Origin of the sequence: Propionivibrio dicarboxylicus, assembly GCF_900099695.1 — a bacterium.
Classification (GTDB): domain Bacteria; phylum Pseudomonadota; class Gammaproteobacteria; order Burkholderiales; family Rhodocyclaceae; genus Propionivibrio; species Propionivibrio dicarboxylicus.
Genome location: NZ_FNCY01000015.1, coordinates 1 through 15,249, shown reverse-complemented (window position 1 = coordinate 15,249; position 15,249 = coordinate 1). Strand labels below are relative to the sequence as shown.

Genomic DNA, 15,249 nt, shown 5'->3' with positions numbered 1-15,249 from the left:
CATAAGTGTCATGGCCCGGTCGTCACAGTGATGCCGGGCCATCGGTTGCGCTCACATCAAGTCCAATCCCGCCAGCGGGCCTTGTCTTCGGGAATTTGATCGACGGACAGCGCCTGCGTCAGTGTGTCGAAAACGAGGCGGATCCGGGCCGGCGTGGGGGTGCGCTGGGGGCGGTAGATATAGAGATCCCAGGGGTCTGGCGCGAAGCGTTGCAGGACTTCCACCAGACGTCCGGCGGCGATATGGGGCATGGCCATGAATCCCGGGACCTGACCGATGGCGATTCCCGCCAGCAGCGCCGAACACTCGACTTCCGCATCGTCGCAGACAAAGGCCGGACGTTGCGGCGTCAGTTGCTGTCCCGCTTTGAAGAACCATGGCCACAGACGACCGGTGGTACGGTCGTGCATGGCCGACAAGGGGAAACGATCCAGATCCTCGATGGCGCTCGGTACCCCCTGACGGGCCAGTAATTCCGGCGCGGCGACGACGCAGAAGGGCATCTTCGCGACCGGCCGGACAACGAAGCGGTTGTCGCGGATGAATCCCATGCGCAGGCCGATGTCGATTTTTTCGTCGACCACATCCAGACGCTGGTCATTGAAACGCAGGTTGAAGGCGATCTGGGGATGGTCTTTGGCGATCCGGGTCAGAATGGGCATCAGGTGATGGCGGCCGAAGGCATTCGGAGCCGTCAGACTGACGACGCCTTGCAGATCGGCCTCGCTCGGCGCGCTTTCCTGGGCGAAGAGGACATCGATCTGCTGAACCCCCTCGCGGGCGCGGCGCGCCAGTTGTTCGCCGAACGCCGTGATGCGAATGCCGCGGGTGTTGCGATGAAACAGCAACTCGCCTTGCAAGGCTTCCAGTTCCTGAATCGCCCGTGTGACCGCCTGCGGCGAGGTCCCGAGCTTGGCGGCGGCACCCTTGAAACTTCCCGTCTCGGCCGCCGTGCAGAAGATCCTGAGCATTTCCAGTCGGTTCAGCATGCGTTCTCCACAATTCCATAAATTGGAATTGTGAAAGCATACTACTTCCATTTATTTCGAGCAGTGCCGTCCCCATACTCCCGCCTGTAAGGCCGTTCGGCCTGCCCCATCCATAGGAGAAATGCATGAGCAGGAATATTGAAGGAAAAGTCGTTGTCATCACCGGTGCCAGCAGCGGGCTGGGAGAAGCCACAGCACGTCATCTGGCGTCGCTGGGCGCCTCGGTGGTGCTCGGCGCCCGTCGTCTCGACCGGCTGGAGGCCATAGCCAATGACATTCGTGCCGCCGGTGGAAACGCCGAAATCGCTCAAACCGACGTCACCTGCCCGAAAGAGGTCAATGCCCTGGTCGACACAGCCATCCGCAGATTCGGTCGCGTCGATGTGCTGGTGAATAATGCCGGCCTGATGGCGATTGCGCCGCTGTCCGAAACCCGGGTTGAGGAATGGGACCGCATGATCGATATCAATATCAAGGGCGTACTTTACGGCATCGCCGCCGCGCTCCCGGTTTTCCAGAAGCAGGGCAGCGGCCATTTCATCAATATCGCATCGGTTGCCGGCCTCAAGGTCTTCAGCCCGGGCGGCACCGTGTATAGCGGCACGAAGTTCGCGGTGCGGGCGATCTCGGAAGGCCTTCGTCATGAAGTCGGCGGGGCGATCCGGACGACGACGATCGAGCCGGGCGCCATCGATTCCGAACTCAAGCACGGCAGCGCACACGCGCAGAGCGCCGCGTTCGTGAAGGATTTCTACAAGATCGCCATTCCGGCGGACGCCATCGCCCGCGCCATTGCCTATGCCATCGAGCAGCCGGCCGACGTCGATATTAACGAGATCGTGCTGCGTCCGACGGTGCAGGAGTTCTAAGTCGCTGCGATCCACGCCGGAGTTGCGCCTGGTCTATCCTGTCGTGGTTGGCGCTGTTCGCAGCGATGCGTTGCGCCAGCGCGAACCATGACGCTCGCGTGTCTCTTCGGCGTGTCGCAATGGCATGAGTTCGGTTTCGTGGGACTGCAATTTTCGAATAAAAAAAGGAGAAATACATGCAATTCAGCTATTACATGCCGACGCGCGTCTTTTTCGGCGCCGGATCGTTGAAGAAACTCGGCGAGGTGAAACTTCCCGGCTGCAAGGCGCTGATCGTCATCTCGGCCGGCCCCTCGATGAGGAAACAGGGCTACCTGGGGCAGGTCACCGATCTGCTTGGGCAACAAGGCGTCAAGAGCGTCGTGTTCGACAAGGTCCAGCCCAATCCGATCAAGTCGCATGTCATGGAAGCCGCGGCCATCGCACGGGCCGAGGGCTGTGATTTTGTCATCGGCCTGGGCGGCGGCAGCAGTCTCGATTCGGCGAAGGCGATCGCCGTCATGGCCGCCAATCCCGGCGATCTCTGGGATTACATCGGCGGCGGCTCGGGCAAGGCGCAGCCGATTCCTAACCGCGCCCTGCCGATCGTCGCCATCACGACGACGGCCGGTACCGGCACCGAAGCCGACCCCTGGTCGGTGATCACCAAGGAAGAAAGCAACGAGAAGATCGGCTTCGGCTTCGACGATACCTTCCCGACGCTTTCGATCGTCGATCCCGAACTGATGCTGTCGGTGCCGCCGAAGCTGACGGCATACCAGGGCATGGATGCGTTTTTCCACGCCGCCGAAGGCTATATCGCCGCCTGTGCCTCGCCGATCAGCGATCTTTATGCGCTCAAGAGCATCGAGCTTCTGGCCAAATGGCTGCCGCTAGCCGTGAACGACGGCAGCAACGTCGCGGCGCGCGCGCAGGTGGCCTTTGCCAATACGCTCTCCGGGCTGGTCGAAACGACCTCCTGCTGCACCTCGGAGCACTCGATCGAGCACGCCATGAGCGCCTATCACCCCGAACTGCCGCACGGCGCCGGCCTGACCATGTTGTCGAAGGCGTATTTCGGCTTTTTCCTTGGCAAGATTCCCGGCGCCTTGTACGAAAACATGGCCCGGGCGATGGGCCAGGACGTCGATGCGCTGCCCGAAAGCGAGCGGCCGCAGGCTTTCCTCGTGGCGCTCGGGAAACTCATCGCCGAGTGCGGACTGGCGAACCTGAAGATGTCGGAATTCGGCATTCGTCGTGAAGAGTTGCCGACGCTTGCGCGCAATGCGCGCGAGACGATGGGCGGCTTGTTCGATCTCGACCGGTACCGTTTGTCGTTCGACGAAACCGTCGACATCCTGAGCGCCGCCTATTCCTGATCGGCCCGGGCAAGACAGTCGGGTCGGCGCGCCAGTCGGCTCGACCGTCATGCGAGTAGCCCATGACAGGTCGATCACGCGTGGTAGCGTTAGCGCGTGTGCCCCCGTGTTATGGGCAAGTTTTCGAAAATTACCATGGTATGGTGTGATGACTACTCTGTTTGGGGGATTTATCTAAGCGTATGGAATGATCTACAGTAGCGCCCGTAACTATCTTGCTACGTCATAAAATAACGAAAGAAATGGCTGCTGGAGTTTCGTGTTTCGTCGACTTCCCGAATTCATTCGATTCGAGTGGGATGGTAGTGACCCTTGCACCGGAACGACACCTCCGTTGATGCCTGAAGCGTGTTGTCGTGGGGTGTGTCCCTGGCGTTTTCATTACGAATGAGTTCGGCATTGTGTCCATCATGAAATCAAGTGCGAAACGCAAATCGACGCCGGTTGACGGCGATTTGCTCAAAGACATTCTCGACAATATCGGCGATGGCTTCGTCATCTATGACGCACAGTGGCGCTTCGTCTTCCTGAACAAGAGAGCGGAAGAGATGCTGGGCGGGCCGGCAGCGACTTTCCTTGGCAAGTGCGTTTGGGAGGTGTTCCCCGAACTGGTCGGGACGCCGGTCGAAGCGGCCTATCGGGCGGCCGCGGCGGGTCAGGCCCAAATGTGCCAGAGTCATCTTTTTCCGCGCTGGGGCGCCTGGTATTTCGTCCGATGCTTCCAGAATAAACTCGGCGGCGTGTCCTCGTACATGATCGACGTCACCGAGCACAAGCAGCAGGACGAGGATCTGCGTCGAACGCACAAACTGCTGACGCTTGCCGAAAAGGCCTCCCGGGCGGGCGCTTGGTACTGGGATTTTTCGACCGACACATTTTTCTGGTCGGACCAATTTTTCAAGCTGTACGGTCTCGATCCTTCGAAGCATAGCGCGAGCAGGGAGAGCTGGTGCTCGACCATTCCGGCTGAAGATCTCGGTTCGGCAAGGGAAAAGATTGCGGAGTCACGCAAGACCGGGAAGCCGCTGTTTACCCGACACCGCATCGTGCGTCCGGATGGCGAGATTCGATGGATCGAGGGGTATGGCGAGACCGTGTATGGCGACTCCGGCGAACCCGAATACATGGCGGGATTCTGCATCGACATCAGCGAGCGGCAGGAGAACGAGAGTGCCTTGGTCCGGGCGCAGCATCTGCAGCAGACGACCGCGGCCAAACTGGCACTGGCCTTGAATGCCGCCGAGATCGGCCTGTTCGAGCGCGATTATGCGACCGGCTTGTTACGTCTGGATAGCCGCGCGGCGCGGCTCGTCGGCTTCGACCAGCGGGATCAGGTATTCGAATTCGATTTATGGCAATCGCTTATTCATCCGGAAGACCGCCTCGGGTTTCAGCAGTTCAATCTGAGCGCAAGCAATAGCGATTTCGGCAGGGAGTATCGTGTCCGGCATGCCAAAGGCCATTGGGTCTGGATCAAGGTGCTTGGCAAGGTCACGCAGTTCGATCCAACCGGCGCGCCCTTGCACGGCATCGGGGTCCTGCAGGATATTTCGGAACACAAGCAAAAGGAACAGACCCTGGCCGACGCCCGAAACAGCGTGATCGAGGCGAAGGAGCGTCTTGACCTGGGCCTGTGTTGTGCCGGGGCCGGGTTGTGGGAGCTGATGTTTGCGACGGCGGAGTTCCGACTCGATCCAAGGCTCAGCCAGGTGCTGGGCTTCGATGAAAAAGAAACGCTGATTTCCGTCAAGGAATTCAGACGGTTGATTCATCCGGAGGATTTGCCGCAGTACGAAGCGGCGGCACAGGCCCACGACAATGGCGAAACCAGTCATTTCGTGAACGAATTTCGCATTCGCCATCGCTTCGGTCACTGGGTCTGGCTGTATTCGCGCGGAAGAATCATCTCCCGGGATGAATATGGAAATCCGCTGATGGCGCTGGGTGCAACCTCGGATATCAGCCTGCAAAAGAGCGCCTTGACCCAGTCGGCGAACATGTTGCGGCAGATTGAAATGATCCTGCGCGATGTCGTCAGGCTCCCCGAGGAATCGGCTGCGACAGCCAATCGAGGCTCGCCCGATCTCGATCGCCTGACGCGACGTCAGCGGCAGATATTGCCCTTGATTGCGGCGGGAAAAACCTCGTCTGAAATCGCCAGCATCATCGATGTGGCCACGGCCACGGTGGTCTCGCACCGGCGGGCGTTGATGAAAACCTTGGGCATGCATAGCATTTCGGCATTGACACGCTTTGCCATCAAGGAAAACCTGATGCCGGATTTGCGTGAACCATCCGCGGCCCCTCCTGAAAGTGCAGGCTGACGCGCTTTGTCGGGTGCGCCGCCTTGCGTGCGCCGATACGCTGAATTTGACGCCCGGAGCCTGATCAGACGGGCGCCAGCGACGGAAGCGCCGCCTTGTATGCGGCGGGCAAGTCCGAGTCGACGGCATCGAAGATTTCCCGCTCGATGGCGCCCTGCGCGCACAGATCCGCCATGAACAGGCGCACGTCCGCCTGGGAGAGTCCGCGCCGGTACGGGCGATTCTGCACCATCGCCTGGAAAATGTCGGCGACGCGGAGAATTCTCGCTTCGAGTTCCAGTGTCCTCGCGTCGATGTGGAACGGATAGCCGTTGCCGTTCGGTTCCTCATGGTGACAGGATGCCCAGCGGGAAATGTCTTCGAGTCCGGGGATGCAGCGCAATATCTGGTACGTCTCGAAACTGTGGGAGTTCATGATCTTGCGTTCCCGCTCGTCCAGCTTTCCCGGTTTGTCGAGGACATCGTCCGGCACCCGTAGCTTGCCGATGTCGTGCAGCAATCCGGCGATTTCGAGCTTGTCGCAATTTTCCGGCGATACGCTCATTCGTTGGCCGATATGCTTTGCCAATGAGGCGACCCCATGCGAGTGCTCGGCGGTGAATGGACTCTTGGCGTCGACGATGCGGGAAAATATTTCGGCCACCTGCTTCAGTTCGGGGAGCGCCATCGAGCAATAGTCTCCCAGCGCGAACATCTCCGACATGTAGGCCTGTATCGAACGCGGTTCGAGCGACAGCCAGAAGGCTTCCGACCGCGATGCGTCGAGGAACATCTCGACGAGTGCCGGCGAAAAATAGCTGCCTGCGCATTTTTCGATGAACTGGCGGATCGCCTGCGTGCTCATCAGCAAGCTGCCATCGGCATAATGCGCCGCGGCCAGTCCGTCCACGCGGTCGGTCAGGTAGATCAGATTCGCCCGGGTCGCCACTGACTCTCCCAGGCGTTCAACCGGCAGGCAGTCCCAGCGTGTATGGTGGTATTTGACCGGCAACGCCGCCCATGTCAGGCGCGAATAGTTGTTGAGAAGGCCGTAGCCGATTTCACAGTGATTCTGCGCGTCGTTCCAGTCGAATTCTTGCACGAGATGGTCGTGCGTGATGGACGACGATACCCCGATATCATGAAGCAGGCCGAGATCGAAGAGCGCGGAAATCTCGGCGGTTGAATCGCCCGCCTTTCTCGCGCATTCGGCGGCCATGATTCCTACGCGCTTTCCATGGGCGACATCGTCGATGCCGACGAGGTCGAGGGCATCGGAAAGTGCGAACAGAATATGCCGGACATTTATGTGAAGATCAGTGCCACGTGCGTGCCGGGTCGAGGTGTTCTGCATCGGAATGGCCATTGTCATGATGTTCCGCGCTTCGAAAATACATCCTAGACCATCTTTGTCGCCGCCGCCCGGACAATTGCGTGCGATGTCATTCAGATGGCGCCGGCAGTCGTGTTGTTCGCTGTTGCCGAAGCCTTTTCGAATTTTGTGCTCGTCATTCTCGCAAATATCGTCTATACCTGATTCTTGTCGTGTCGGTTGATATGTCATTGCTATGTCATTATTTCAGGCTTCGGCAATGAGCTGAATTGGTCAAATACCATGTTAGTGCGTGAATTCTGCCATGTGCGTGTTATAGGTTGAATTCGTGAAAATGGATAACATAGCCGCGAAACAACATGCGCATACACGTGTTAGCGGAAACGGCGTATCGGTACGCGTTTGGCATTAATTCTGACGTGCTCTTTTTGCTTTCTGATTGCGGCGGCTTCGGCCGCATTCGTATGCCGTTGTTGGAAACAATTGAAGTTTCGGGTTTTTACCCGTAGCGATGCCTTGGCTGCAAAAGGGGAGAACTGAAAAATGGGAGAGGGGACTGGGATGGCGGCGGTTTATCAATGGTTCCAGGATCGCAGTCTTGCGGCCAAGATCAATGCCATCACCTTGGTGGTGTTCGCGATGGTGTTCGGCCTCTGTACGGCCTTTCTCATTTCCTTTCTCTCCGACCGGCTGGAACTTTCCGCCGCCGAAAATCTCAAGGGGAGCAACCAGCGCATCATCCGCATGATCGATACCTTCGCGACCGAGTTGGAGCGCTCATCGGAACAGCTTGGCGGCGCGTTCGCGGCCTATGCCGGGGAGGCGATCAAGCGCGGCAATGGGGCCCAGTTCGAGAAACTGGTCGAGGAATTCTCGGGCAGTGCAGCGGCGGTATCCACGATCTTCGTCAAGGAGGGCGACGATTTCGTGCGGAAAGCCAGTACGCTGCGTGACAGCGCCGGCCAGAAAGTCGTCGGCACCGCGCTGGACCGGAACTCGGGCGCCTACAAGGCGCTTGCGACAGGGCAAAGCTACACCGGTCGGGCGACGCTGTTCTCGCGCAATTACATGACGCGCTACGTGCCGATCAAGAACGAGGCAGGCACTGTCGTCGGCGCAAGTTTCATCGGGGTCGATTTCACCGAGAGCCTCGCCGCATTGAAGAAGCAAATCCGGGAAATCAAGGTCGGCGATACCGGTTATGTCTTTGTCGTCGAACGCGGCGCCAATGCCGGGCAGGTGGTCATTCATCCGTCGCTCGAGGGTAAGAACATTATCGAGGCCAAGGCGGAAAAGGGTCGCGCCATCGTCCGCGAAATGGTCGACAAGGCGTCCGGGCAGGTCAACTACACACCGGTCGATAATCAAGTCCTGTCGAAGGAAAAGATCGCCGTTTTCGACACGTTCCAACGCTGGGATTGGCTGGTTATTTCGGGGAGCTTCGTCGATGAGTTCACCCAGGACGCCCGGGCTGTGACGACCGCCTTGATCGGGAGTTGCCTGGTGACGTTGCTGGCGATTGGCGTCGCCATCCAGTTGATTACGCGGATCTGCTTGCGCAAACCGCTGCGCGAGCTGGAGCAGGTGTTTTCGCGCGTGGCGGCGGGCGACCTGTCGGTATCGATCGAGGTTCGCAACCGGGATGAAATCGGGCAGCTGTTGAGCGCTTGCCGCACAACCTGCGGTCACCTGCGTTCGATGATCGCCGAGGTCAAAGAGGGCATGCATCGCATTTCTTCGGAAGCCGTGGAACTCGCCAAGGCGGCGGATGAAGTGTCGATCGGTTCGCACGATCAGAGCAACGAGTCGATGGCGCTGGCATCGGCGATCGAGGAATTGGCGACGAGCATCGAGCAGATGTCGGGCCATTCCGAGCAGACCCAGAACGTCGTCAATCAGTCGAATGTCGTTTCGGAGAATGGCGCGCGTGTCATCGGCGAGGCGGTCGGTTCGATGACCACCATTGCCGAAACAGTGCGCGGGGCATCTCAGGTGGTATCCGAACTCGGCAAGGAAACCGAAAAGATTACGCAAATCGTCGGTGTCATCCGCGACATTGCCGATCAGACCAATCTGCTGGCGCTGAATGCGGCGATCGAAGCGGCGCGCGCCGGCGAGACGGGGCGCGGATTCGCCGTCGTCGCCGACGAAGTGCGGAAACTCGCCGAGCGTACGACGGTGTCCACGACGGAGATCTCGGAAACGGTTCTGCAAATACAGAACGGCGCGAGCAATGCCGTGGAGAGCATGCGCAACGGTGTCAATCAGGTCGATTCCGGCGTGGCACTTGCCGGGAAGGCGGGGAGCTGCATTCGCGACATGCAGGAAGGGTCGAAGAAGGTCGGCCAGGCTGTCTCCGGGATCTCGGACGGCTTGCGCGAGCAGACCTCGGTCAGCGAAATCGTCGCGCGCAACGTCGAGGAAATCGCCCAGCAGGCCGAGCATAACCAGGAACGGGCGCAACGCGCGGCCGATGTTGCCGAACGCATGAAGATGATTGCCGCGCAGACGCTGGCGAGCGTCGATCGCTTCACCCTGTAAGGGGACTCCCGGGCGATGTCGATGGCTTTCGCTATGGGGCGGTAGGTGTCGTCCCCGGAGCCATGCTCTCCGAATGAAGTCGGGCATCGGGAAATAGTACATTTGGGACGGGGTCGCAAAAGCGACTACACTGAAAATCATCGGCAAGCGGCTGGAAGCACCGATCTCCGGTTGCTTTGCCTTCGATGCCGATATCGTGGCGACGAAATCACGGTGGCATTCCAGCATGAATGCCGGCGAAACTGGACGCGATCTTTCTGAAGGAGCGGAATGATGATCAATTTCGACAAGATGCGGGTCAGCGGTCGTTTGCTGGTGGCCGGGGTCGTCGTTCTGGCAGGGTTGGCGCTGCTGGCGGCCAATACCGTAATCAACACGCGCGAACAGGCGCTGGAGGCGCACAAGGTCCGCTTGCGCGATCTCGTCGAATCGTCGAAGGGCGTGGTGCTCCAGTATCAGAAGCTCGAAGCGGACAAGAAGCTGAGCCGCGACGAAGCGCAGCAGCAGGCGAAGGAGGCGCTGCGGCCCTTGCGCTTCGGCAATGACGATTACTTTTTCGTCTATGACTTCGACGGGCGCGCCTTGATGGTTGCCGGCAGTCCGAAGATCGAAGGCCAGATCATGCTCGGCAAGACCGACAAGAAGGGCTTCAAGCTCTGGGATGCCTTCGTCGCGACCGGCAAGGGGCCGGGCAAGGGCTACGTCGAGTACTGGTTCCCGCGCGCCGGGCAGGAGGAGCCGAAGCCGAAGCTTGCCTATCTGGCGGCGGTGCCCGAGTGGCAATGGATCGTCGGCACCGGTGTTTATGTCGATGACGTCGATGAAACCGTGCGCAAGGCGGTGATCGCCGACCTGTTGTTGTCGGCGCTGATTTTTGCGGTGGTGTCGGTGGTGGCGTATTTCGTTTCGCGCAGCATTGTCCGGCAGCTCGGCGGCGAGCCGGCGACGGCGATCGATCTGATGTCGCGTGTGGCGACCGGCGATCTGACGGTGAACTTCCCGGCGTCGACGCCGGGCAGCATCCTCGCCTCGGCCGACCAGATGGTGAGCGCGATCCGCACGATGGTCGCCGACATCATGGGCAGCGCGCAACGTCTGGCGCAAGGTGCCGAACGGATCAACACGGCGGCGCACGAGGTGGCCATTGCAGCGCAGCGGCAGGCCGATGCGACACAGTCGATGGCGGCGGCGATCGAGGAAATGACCGTCAGCGTCAATCATATTTCCGACAGCGCCGGGGCAACACAGGAGCATTCGCGCGCGTCGGCCGAATTGTCCGAGGACGGCGTGGCGCGCATCCAGGTGGCGAGCGAAGATATCAACGAGATTTCGGTGACGGTCAGCGGTGCCTCGGCGCGGATTGCCAAGCTCGAGGAGCGCGCCAATCAGATCTCGTCGATTGCCGGGGTGATCAAGGAAATCGCCGGGCAGACCAATCTGTTGGCGCTCAATGCGGCGATCGAAGCGGCGCGGGCGGGCGAGCAGGGCCGCGGCTTTGCCGTGGTGGCGGACGAGGTGCGCAAGCTGGCCGAGCGGACTTCCGTGGCGACGGTCGAGATCGAAGAGATGATCTCGGGTATCCAGTCCGATACGGTCCAGGTCGTCGCCGTGATGGGGACGGCGTTGCCGCAGATCGAGGCCGGCGTCAAGGCGGCGGGCGAGGCGGCGGACGCCTTGCGGCGGATCCGCGCAGGTGCCGAATCGACCTTGGCGAGTATCGACGAGGTCGCCGGTGCGACGAAGGAACAGAGCGTGGCCAGCAATGCCATCGCCCAGCGCGTCGAGCAGATCGCGCAGATGGTGGAGGAGACCAGCACGGCGATGCAATCGACCGCCGATACGGCCGACGAAATGAACCAGATCGCCGTCGAATTGGGGCGCCTGGTCAGTCGCTTTCGTTGCTGAGCGCGTGTGTTTGTGCCGGCCGCCGTCAGGCGCCCGGCAGGTCTTGCGGATAGGCCTCGAACAGCCCGGCGAGCTCGGACAGCGCGTCGTCGATCATGCCCGGAACTGCCTTGGCGAAGCAGTCGAGGATGATCATGGCATTGGGGATCGAGTCGGCGTCGACGGCGTTGCGCAGGCGGTCGCAGAGCGCGCGGTTGATGTCGTGGAGCCGGCCGTAGCGGGCGCGCAGGCCATCGATCGTCTCGTCGCCGCGACGGCCGGCCTGGGCGGCGACATACTGCGCCAGCAGGCAGGTCGAAACGGCGCGGAAGGCGGTCTCGATCTCGTCGGCGACGGGCTGGTGAAAGCGCGCCATCGGGCGCAGAAATTCGGTGTCGGGACAGCCCGAGGTGGCGATCAGCAGCCCCATCAGCGAACTGACGGCGCGCTGTGCCGTGGTGTCGACCGTCGTCGTCCGTCCGCCGGCACGGACCTCCAGGTGCAGCGGCCGCCAGGAATCGAGATGCTGCGACCAGGCCAGCAGCTCGGCGAGGCGTAGCGCCGCCGGGCAGAACGGCGTGTCGTCGGCCTGGCGGCAACCGGCACAGCGCTGGCAGTCGAGCCGGCACCACGCGGGCGCGTCGGTGGGCAGCGGCGTCAGCGGGCGCATCGTCGCCGCGTCGAAAACGAGCGGAAAACTGGCGACCGGGGCGTTGTCGAGAATGAAGCGGTAGTCGATCCGCCAGGTTTCCATGCGGCCTCCGTCCTTACGTCAAACTTCGCGCCAGACGCTATGCCAAACGCGTTGAGCTGCGTTCAGGATAGGCGCGAAGGCGTGGGTCTTCAAGCCGATGGCATCGGCGCGGGAGGAGAGGAACGCGGTGCGGAAACGTGTTGGATCAGAGCGGCGGATGCACGCCGGCGAGTTCGACGCCGGTGCCGGCCAGCGCCTCGGCGGCCGCATGTCGCGCGTCCGGGGCCAGGCGCAGGCAGACGCCGCAGTCGGAACTCAGGTGGCGCGGCACCGGCACGAGCTTGACGGCGAGCTGGCGCGCGCCCAGCAATTTTTCGGCGCGGAAGGCGTGGTTGCTGGTGTGGAAGAGCAGGTAGGCCGGCGTCGGATCAGACATGCGCGCTCCTCGCCAGCCGGGCGACGGCGTCGATCGCCATCTCCAGCCCCTCGCTCGGCGTAAATAGGCCGGGCGCGAAGCGGATCGTCCCCTCGGGAAAAGTCCCCAGCGTGCGGTGCGCCGCCGGGGCGCAGTGCAGGCCGATGCGGCATTCGACGCCGAATTCCTCGTCGAGGCGGAAACCGGCTTCGGAACACGACAGCCCGGCCAGGGTGAAGGAGACGATGTCGACCTGGCGGGCCGGATCGCGCGGGCCGTGGAGCGTCACGCCGGGAATTGCCGCGAGGCCGTCGATCAGCCGGCGCGTGTTGGCGTCATGCTGTTGGCGTAGTGCCGCGTGATCCTGGGCGAGCAGCCAGCGCAGGCCGGCATCGAGACCGGCGAGGCCGGCGACGTTGAGCGTGCCGCTCTCGAAGGCGTCGGGCAGGAAGCGCGGCTGTTCCTCCTGTTCCGACAGGCTGCCGGTGCCGCCGCGCTTGAGCGGCCGCAGTTGTGCCGGATCGACGCGACGGCCGAGGATGAGGCCGCCGGTGCCGGTCGGCCCGAGCAGCGATTTGTGGCCGGTGAAGGCGAGGAGGTCGATGGCGTCGCGTTCGATGTCGATCGGCACGATGCCGGCCGAGGCGGCGCTATCGACGAGCAGCAGCGGTTGCGCCAGCGTGCAGGCGCGCAGGCGGCGCCCGATCTCGGCGACCGGCAGCAGCGTGCCGGCGACGTTCGAGGCCTGGCTGAGCGCGACTAGCCGGGTCTCGGGCCGGAGTGCCGCCAGCACCTGCGCCGGATCGAGCGATCCGTCCGCGGCGCAGGCGACGACGGTGAGCGCGACGCCCTCGCTTTCGAGCTGGCGCAGCGGCCGCATCATCGAATTGTGTTCGATCGAACTGGTGACGACGTGATCGCCGGGACGCAGCAGGCCGCACAGGGCCAGATTGAGCGCCTCGGTGACATTGGCGCCGAAGACGACGCGCAAGGGATCGTTGGCACCGAAGAATTCGGCCACGGCTTCGCGTGCCGCATCGACGAGGCGCCCGGCGGCGATCGAACGGGCGTGCCCGGCGCGGCCGGGGTTGCCGCCGACCTCGGTGAGCGCGCGCACGACCGCGTCGACGACGACGGGCGGCTTCGGCCAACTCGTCGCGGCGTTGTCGAGGTAGACGGTGCTGCATCCGCTCATGCGCGGTGCATCAGGCTTTGGTCAGGACGATGCGGAAGGCATCGCCGTCATTGTCGGCGCGGACCCGGCAGCCGGCCTGCGTCGCGGTGCGCAGGATGTTGTCGCGCGCGGTGGCGGTATCGGCGAGCACCGCGAGGCTTTCGCCGGCGGGCAGCGCCTTGAGCGCGGCCTGGGTACGGACGACGGGTTCGGGGCAGGAGAGTCCGCAGACATCGAGTGTTTTCATGGTGTGTCCTTTCAGGCGTCGAATTTCTCGCGCATCGAGAATCCGAGAATCAGGCAGAAGACGAGACCGACGAGCACGGCGACCTGGCCGTTGAAGCCGGGACCGCCGACCTGCAGCACGGCGTCGGTCAGCTTGTCGGCGGCCGCGGCAAGCGCGAAGTTGTGGGCGACAGCGGCACCGACGAGCATGCCGAGGACGAAGACGCCGGCATCGGTGTCGCCTTCGCCGGTGAGGATCAACTGGCGTCCGGGGCAGCCGCCGGCGAGCGCGAACGAGAGGCCGGCGAGCACCATGCCGAGGAAGTTCCAGAGATGGTTGCTGTGCGCGATCGGCTGCATGGCGAAACCCGGCTTGAATTGGCCGAGCAGCCAATTGACGGCGAAGGCGGCGACGGCCATGGCGATGACGCCGGAGATCAGGTGGAAGTCGCGCAGCAGGACGGCGTCGCGGATCGAACCCATCGTGCAGAAGCGGCTGCGCTGGGCGAGGAAGCCGACGAGCAGGCCGGCGCCGAGCGAGATGAGGAGCGGCGCATGCATCGAGCCGGGGCCCTTGCTGCTGGCGAAGATGAAGGCCGGTTGGGCGACCGCCAGCGCGAGCAGACCGAGCATCAGCGCCGGCATCAGCCAGCCGGCCGGCTTGAGTGCCGGGCGGGCGCGGCCGAGGGTGAAGCCGTTCTTGAGGAAGAGCGCGCCAACCGAGATGCCGGTGGCCAGTCCGGCGATGCCGACGATGGCGTTGCCGTCGCCGCCGGCGAGGCGCAGGATGCTGCGCCACGGGCAGCCGAGAAAGACGAGCGCGCCGATGGCGGCGAACATGCCGAGGAAGAAGCGCAGCAGCGGCGTCGAGCCGGCGCGGGCGCGGAATTCGCCGAAGACCAGCGCGGCGGCCAGCGAACCGAGGACGAAGGCGGGGATTTCCGGGCGCAGGTACTGGACGACGTCGGCGCGGTGCAGGCCGAGCGCGCCGGCGATGTCGCGCTCGAAACAGGCGACGCAGATGCCCATGTTGGGCGGATTGCCCATCGAGACGAGCCAGGCGGCGAGCGCGCCGATGACGGCGCCGACAGCGACGATGCCGCCGCGCGAGGCGAAGAAGGCGTTCAGGGTGTTTTTCATGACAGCGTTCCTTGGTGGTCCTGATGCCGATCCAGCCCCCTCGGCTGAATCGAGCAAACCCTGTATTTTCCACGCTTTCCGCCGAATTGCCTAGGATTTGTTCTTAATTAGGATTTGCTTGTATAGGCAGTTGGCATGGGTGCCGGGCGGGCGTGCCGGCGCCGCGTGCGACGGCGATGGGCTGGCCGGAAGCGGGCGGGTGTCCTCCGCGTGCCGGTGTTTCCGGCACGGTGCCGCCGAGCCGCCGAGCCGCCGAGCCGCCGAGCCGCCGAGCCGCCGAGCCGCCGAGCCGCCGAGCCGCCGAGCCGCCGAGCCGCCGAGCCG

The 15,249-nt window shown here is 62.7% G+C and carries 12 protein-coding genes and 1 pseudogene; 6 read left to right on the top strand and 7 right to left on the bottom strand.

What is annotated here, in order from left to right; all coding sequences use genetic code 11:
* Positions 1-56: 56 nt before the first annotated feature.
* Positions 57-989, bottom strand: coding sequence for a LysR family transcriptional regulator (locus BLR25_RS15450; RefSeq protein ID WP_091938801.1), 933 nt, complete (start codon positions 987-989; stop codon positions 57-59).
* 125 nt (positions 990-1,114) lie between these two features.
* On the opposite strand from BLR25_RS15450, the gene BLR25_RS15445 reads away from it, so the two are divergent.
* From BLR25_RS15445 to BLR25_RS15435, 4 genes and pseudogenes are all read left to right on the top strand, one after another.
* A complete protein-coding gene (locus tag BLR25_RS15445) occupies positions 1,115-1,858 on the top strand; it encodes an SDR family oxidoreductase (RefSeq protein ID WP_091938800.1) in 744 nt (247 codons plus the stop codon).
* A 176-nt stretch (positions 1,859-2,034) separates the two neighbouring features.
* Positions 2,035-3,216, top strand: a complete 1,182-nt coding sequence (locus BLR25_RS15440; protein ID WP_091938799.1) for an iron-containing alcohol dehydrogenase — start codon at positions 2,035-2,037, stop codon at positions 3,214-3,216.
* A gap of 410 nt (positions 3,217-3,626) precedes the next feature.
* Positions 3,627-3,950 (top strand): annotated as a pseudogene (locus BLR25_RS21985) (PAS domain-containing protein); the annotation flags it as partial.
* Positions 3,951-3,968: 18 nt separating this feature from the next.
* On the top strand, positions 3,969-5,540 hold the full coding sequence (locus BLR25_RS15435; RefSeq protein WP_245715584.1) for a helix-turn-helix transcriptional regulator: 1,572 nt from the start codon (positions 3,969-3,971) through the stop codon (positions 5,538-5,540).
* 64 nt (positions 5,541-5,604) lie between these two features.
* Here the strand turns inward: BLR25_RS15435 and BLR25_RS15430 are convergent, their stop codons facing one another.
* Positions 5,605-6,891 (bottom strand): HD-GYP domain-containing protein, encoded by a 1,287-nt coding sequence (locus BLR25_RS15430; RefSeq protein ID WP_245715583.1) that lies wholly within the window; start codon positions 6,889-6,891, stop codon positions 5,605-5,607.
* 504 nt (positions 6,892-7,395) lie between these two features.
* Between BLR25_RS15430 and BLR25_RS15425 the strand changes: the two genes are divergently transcribed.
* Together BLR25_RS15425 and BLR25_RS15420 are read left to right on the top strand one after the other, a co-directional pair.
* Complete coding sequence (locus tag BLR25_RS15425; RefSeq protein ID WP_091938797.1) at positions 7,396-9,393, top strand: methyl-accepting chemotaxis protein; 1,998 nt, start codon at positions 7,396-7,398, stop codon at positions 9,391-9,393.
* 270 nt (positions 9,394-9,663) lie between these two features.
* Positions 9,664-11,298 (top strand): methyl-accepting chemotaxis protein, encoded by a 1,635-nt coding sequence (locus BLR25_RS15420; protein WP_091938796.1) that lies wholly within the window; start codon positions 9,664-9,666, stop codon positions 11,296-11,298.
* 25 nt (positions 11,299-11,323) lie between these two features.
* Here the strand turns inward: BLR25_RS15420 and BLR25_RS15415 are convergent, their stop codons facing one another.
* The 5 genes from BLR25_RS15415 to yedE all read right to left on the bottom strand — a co-directional run bounded on the left by BLR25_RS15415 (position 11,324) and on the right by yedE (position 14,925).
* The gene (locus BLR25_RS15415) at positions 11,324-12,031 is read right to left on the bottom strand and encodes a DUF6901 family protein (protein ID WP_091938795.1); all 708 of its coding nucleotides are present in this window, start codon (positions 12,029-12,031) and stop codon (positions 11,324-11,326) included.
* Between the two features lie 145 nt (positions 12,032-12,176).
* On the bottom strand, positions 12,177-12,407 hold the full coding sequence (locus BLR25_RS15410; RefSeq protein ID WP_091938794.1) for a putative Se/S carrier protein: 231 nt from the start codon (positions 12,405-12,407) through the stop codon (positions 12,177-12,179).
* Positions 12,400-13,581, bottom strand: a complete 1,182-nt coding sequence (locus tag BLR25_RS15405; RefSeq protein ID WP_091938793.1) for an aminotransferase class V-fold PLP-dependent enzyme — start codon at positions 13,579-13,581, stop codon at positions 12,400-12,402. Before BLR25_RS15405 ends, BLR25_RS15410 begins: the two co-directional genes overlap by 8 nt.
* Before the next feature lie 10 nt (positions 13,582-13,591).
* Positions 13,592-13,807, bottom strand: coding sequence for a sulfurtransferase TusA family protein (locus BLR25_RS15400; RefSeq protein ID WP_091938792.1), 216 nt, complete (start codon positions 13,805-13,807; stop codon positions 13,592-13,594).
* An 11-nt stretch (positions 13,808-13,818) separates the two neighbouring features.
* On the bottom strand, positions 13,819-14,925 hold the full coding sequence (gene yedE / locus BLR25_RS15395; protein ID WP_091938791.1) for a YedE family putative selenium transporter: 1,107 nt from the start codon (positions 14,923-14,925) through the stop codon (positions 13,819-13,821).
* Positions 14,926-15,249: the final 324 nt, after the last annotated feature.

Coding starts and splice junctions, on each gene's coding strand:
- yedE (WP_091938791.1), bottom strand. CDS start 14,925: ATGAAAAACACCCTGAACGCCTTCTTCGCCTCGCGCGGCGGCATCGTC.
- BLR25_RS15405 (WP_091938793.1), bottom strand. CDS start 13,581: ATGAGCGGATGCAGCACCGTCTACCTCGACAACGCCGCGACGAGTTGG.
- BLR25_RS15400 (WP_091938792.1), bottom strand. CDS start 13,807: ATGAAAACACTCGATGTCTGCGGACTCTCCTGCCCCGAACCCGTCGTC.
- BLR25_RS15410 (WP_091938794.1), bottom strand. CDS start 12,407: ATGTCTGATCCGACGCCGGCCTACCTGCTCTTCCACACCAGCAACCAC.
- BLR25_RS15435 (WP_245715584.1), top strand. CDS start 3,969: ATGATCGACGTCACCGAGCACAAGCAGCAGGACGAGGATCTGCGTCGA.
- BLR25_RS15445 (WP_091938800.1), top strand. CDS start 1,115: ATGAGCAGGAATATTGAAGGAAAAGTCGTTGTCATCACCGGTGCCAGC.
- BLR25_RS15420 (WP_091938796.1), top strand. CDS start 9,664: ATGATGATCAATTTCGACAAGATGCGGGTCAGCGGTCGTTTGCTGGTG.
- BLR25_RS15415 (WP_091938795.1), bottom strand. CDS start 12,031: ATGGAAACCTGGCGGATCGACTACCGCTTCATTCTCGACAACGCCCCG.
- BLR25_RS15440 (WP_091938799.1), top strand. CDS start 2,035: ATGCAATTCAGCTATTACATGCCGACGCGCGTCTTTTTCGGCGCCGGA.
- BLR25_RS15430 (WP_245715583.1), bottom strand. CDS start 6,891: ATGACAATGGCCATTCCGATGCAGAACACCTCGACCCGGCACGCACGT.
- BLR25_RS15450 (WP_091938801.1), bottom strand. CDS start 989: ATGCTGAACCGACTGGAAATGCTCAGGATCTTCTGCACGGCGGCCGAG.
- BLR25_RS15425 (WP_091938797.1), top strand. CDS start 7,396: ATGGGAGAGGGGACTGGGATGGCGGCGGTTTATCAATGGTTCCAGGAT.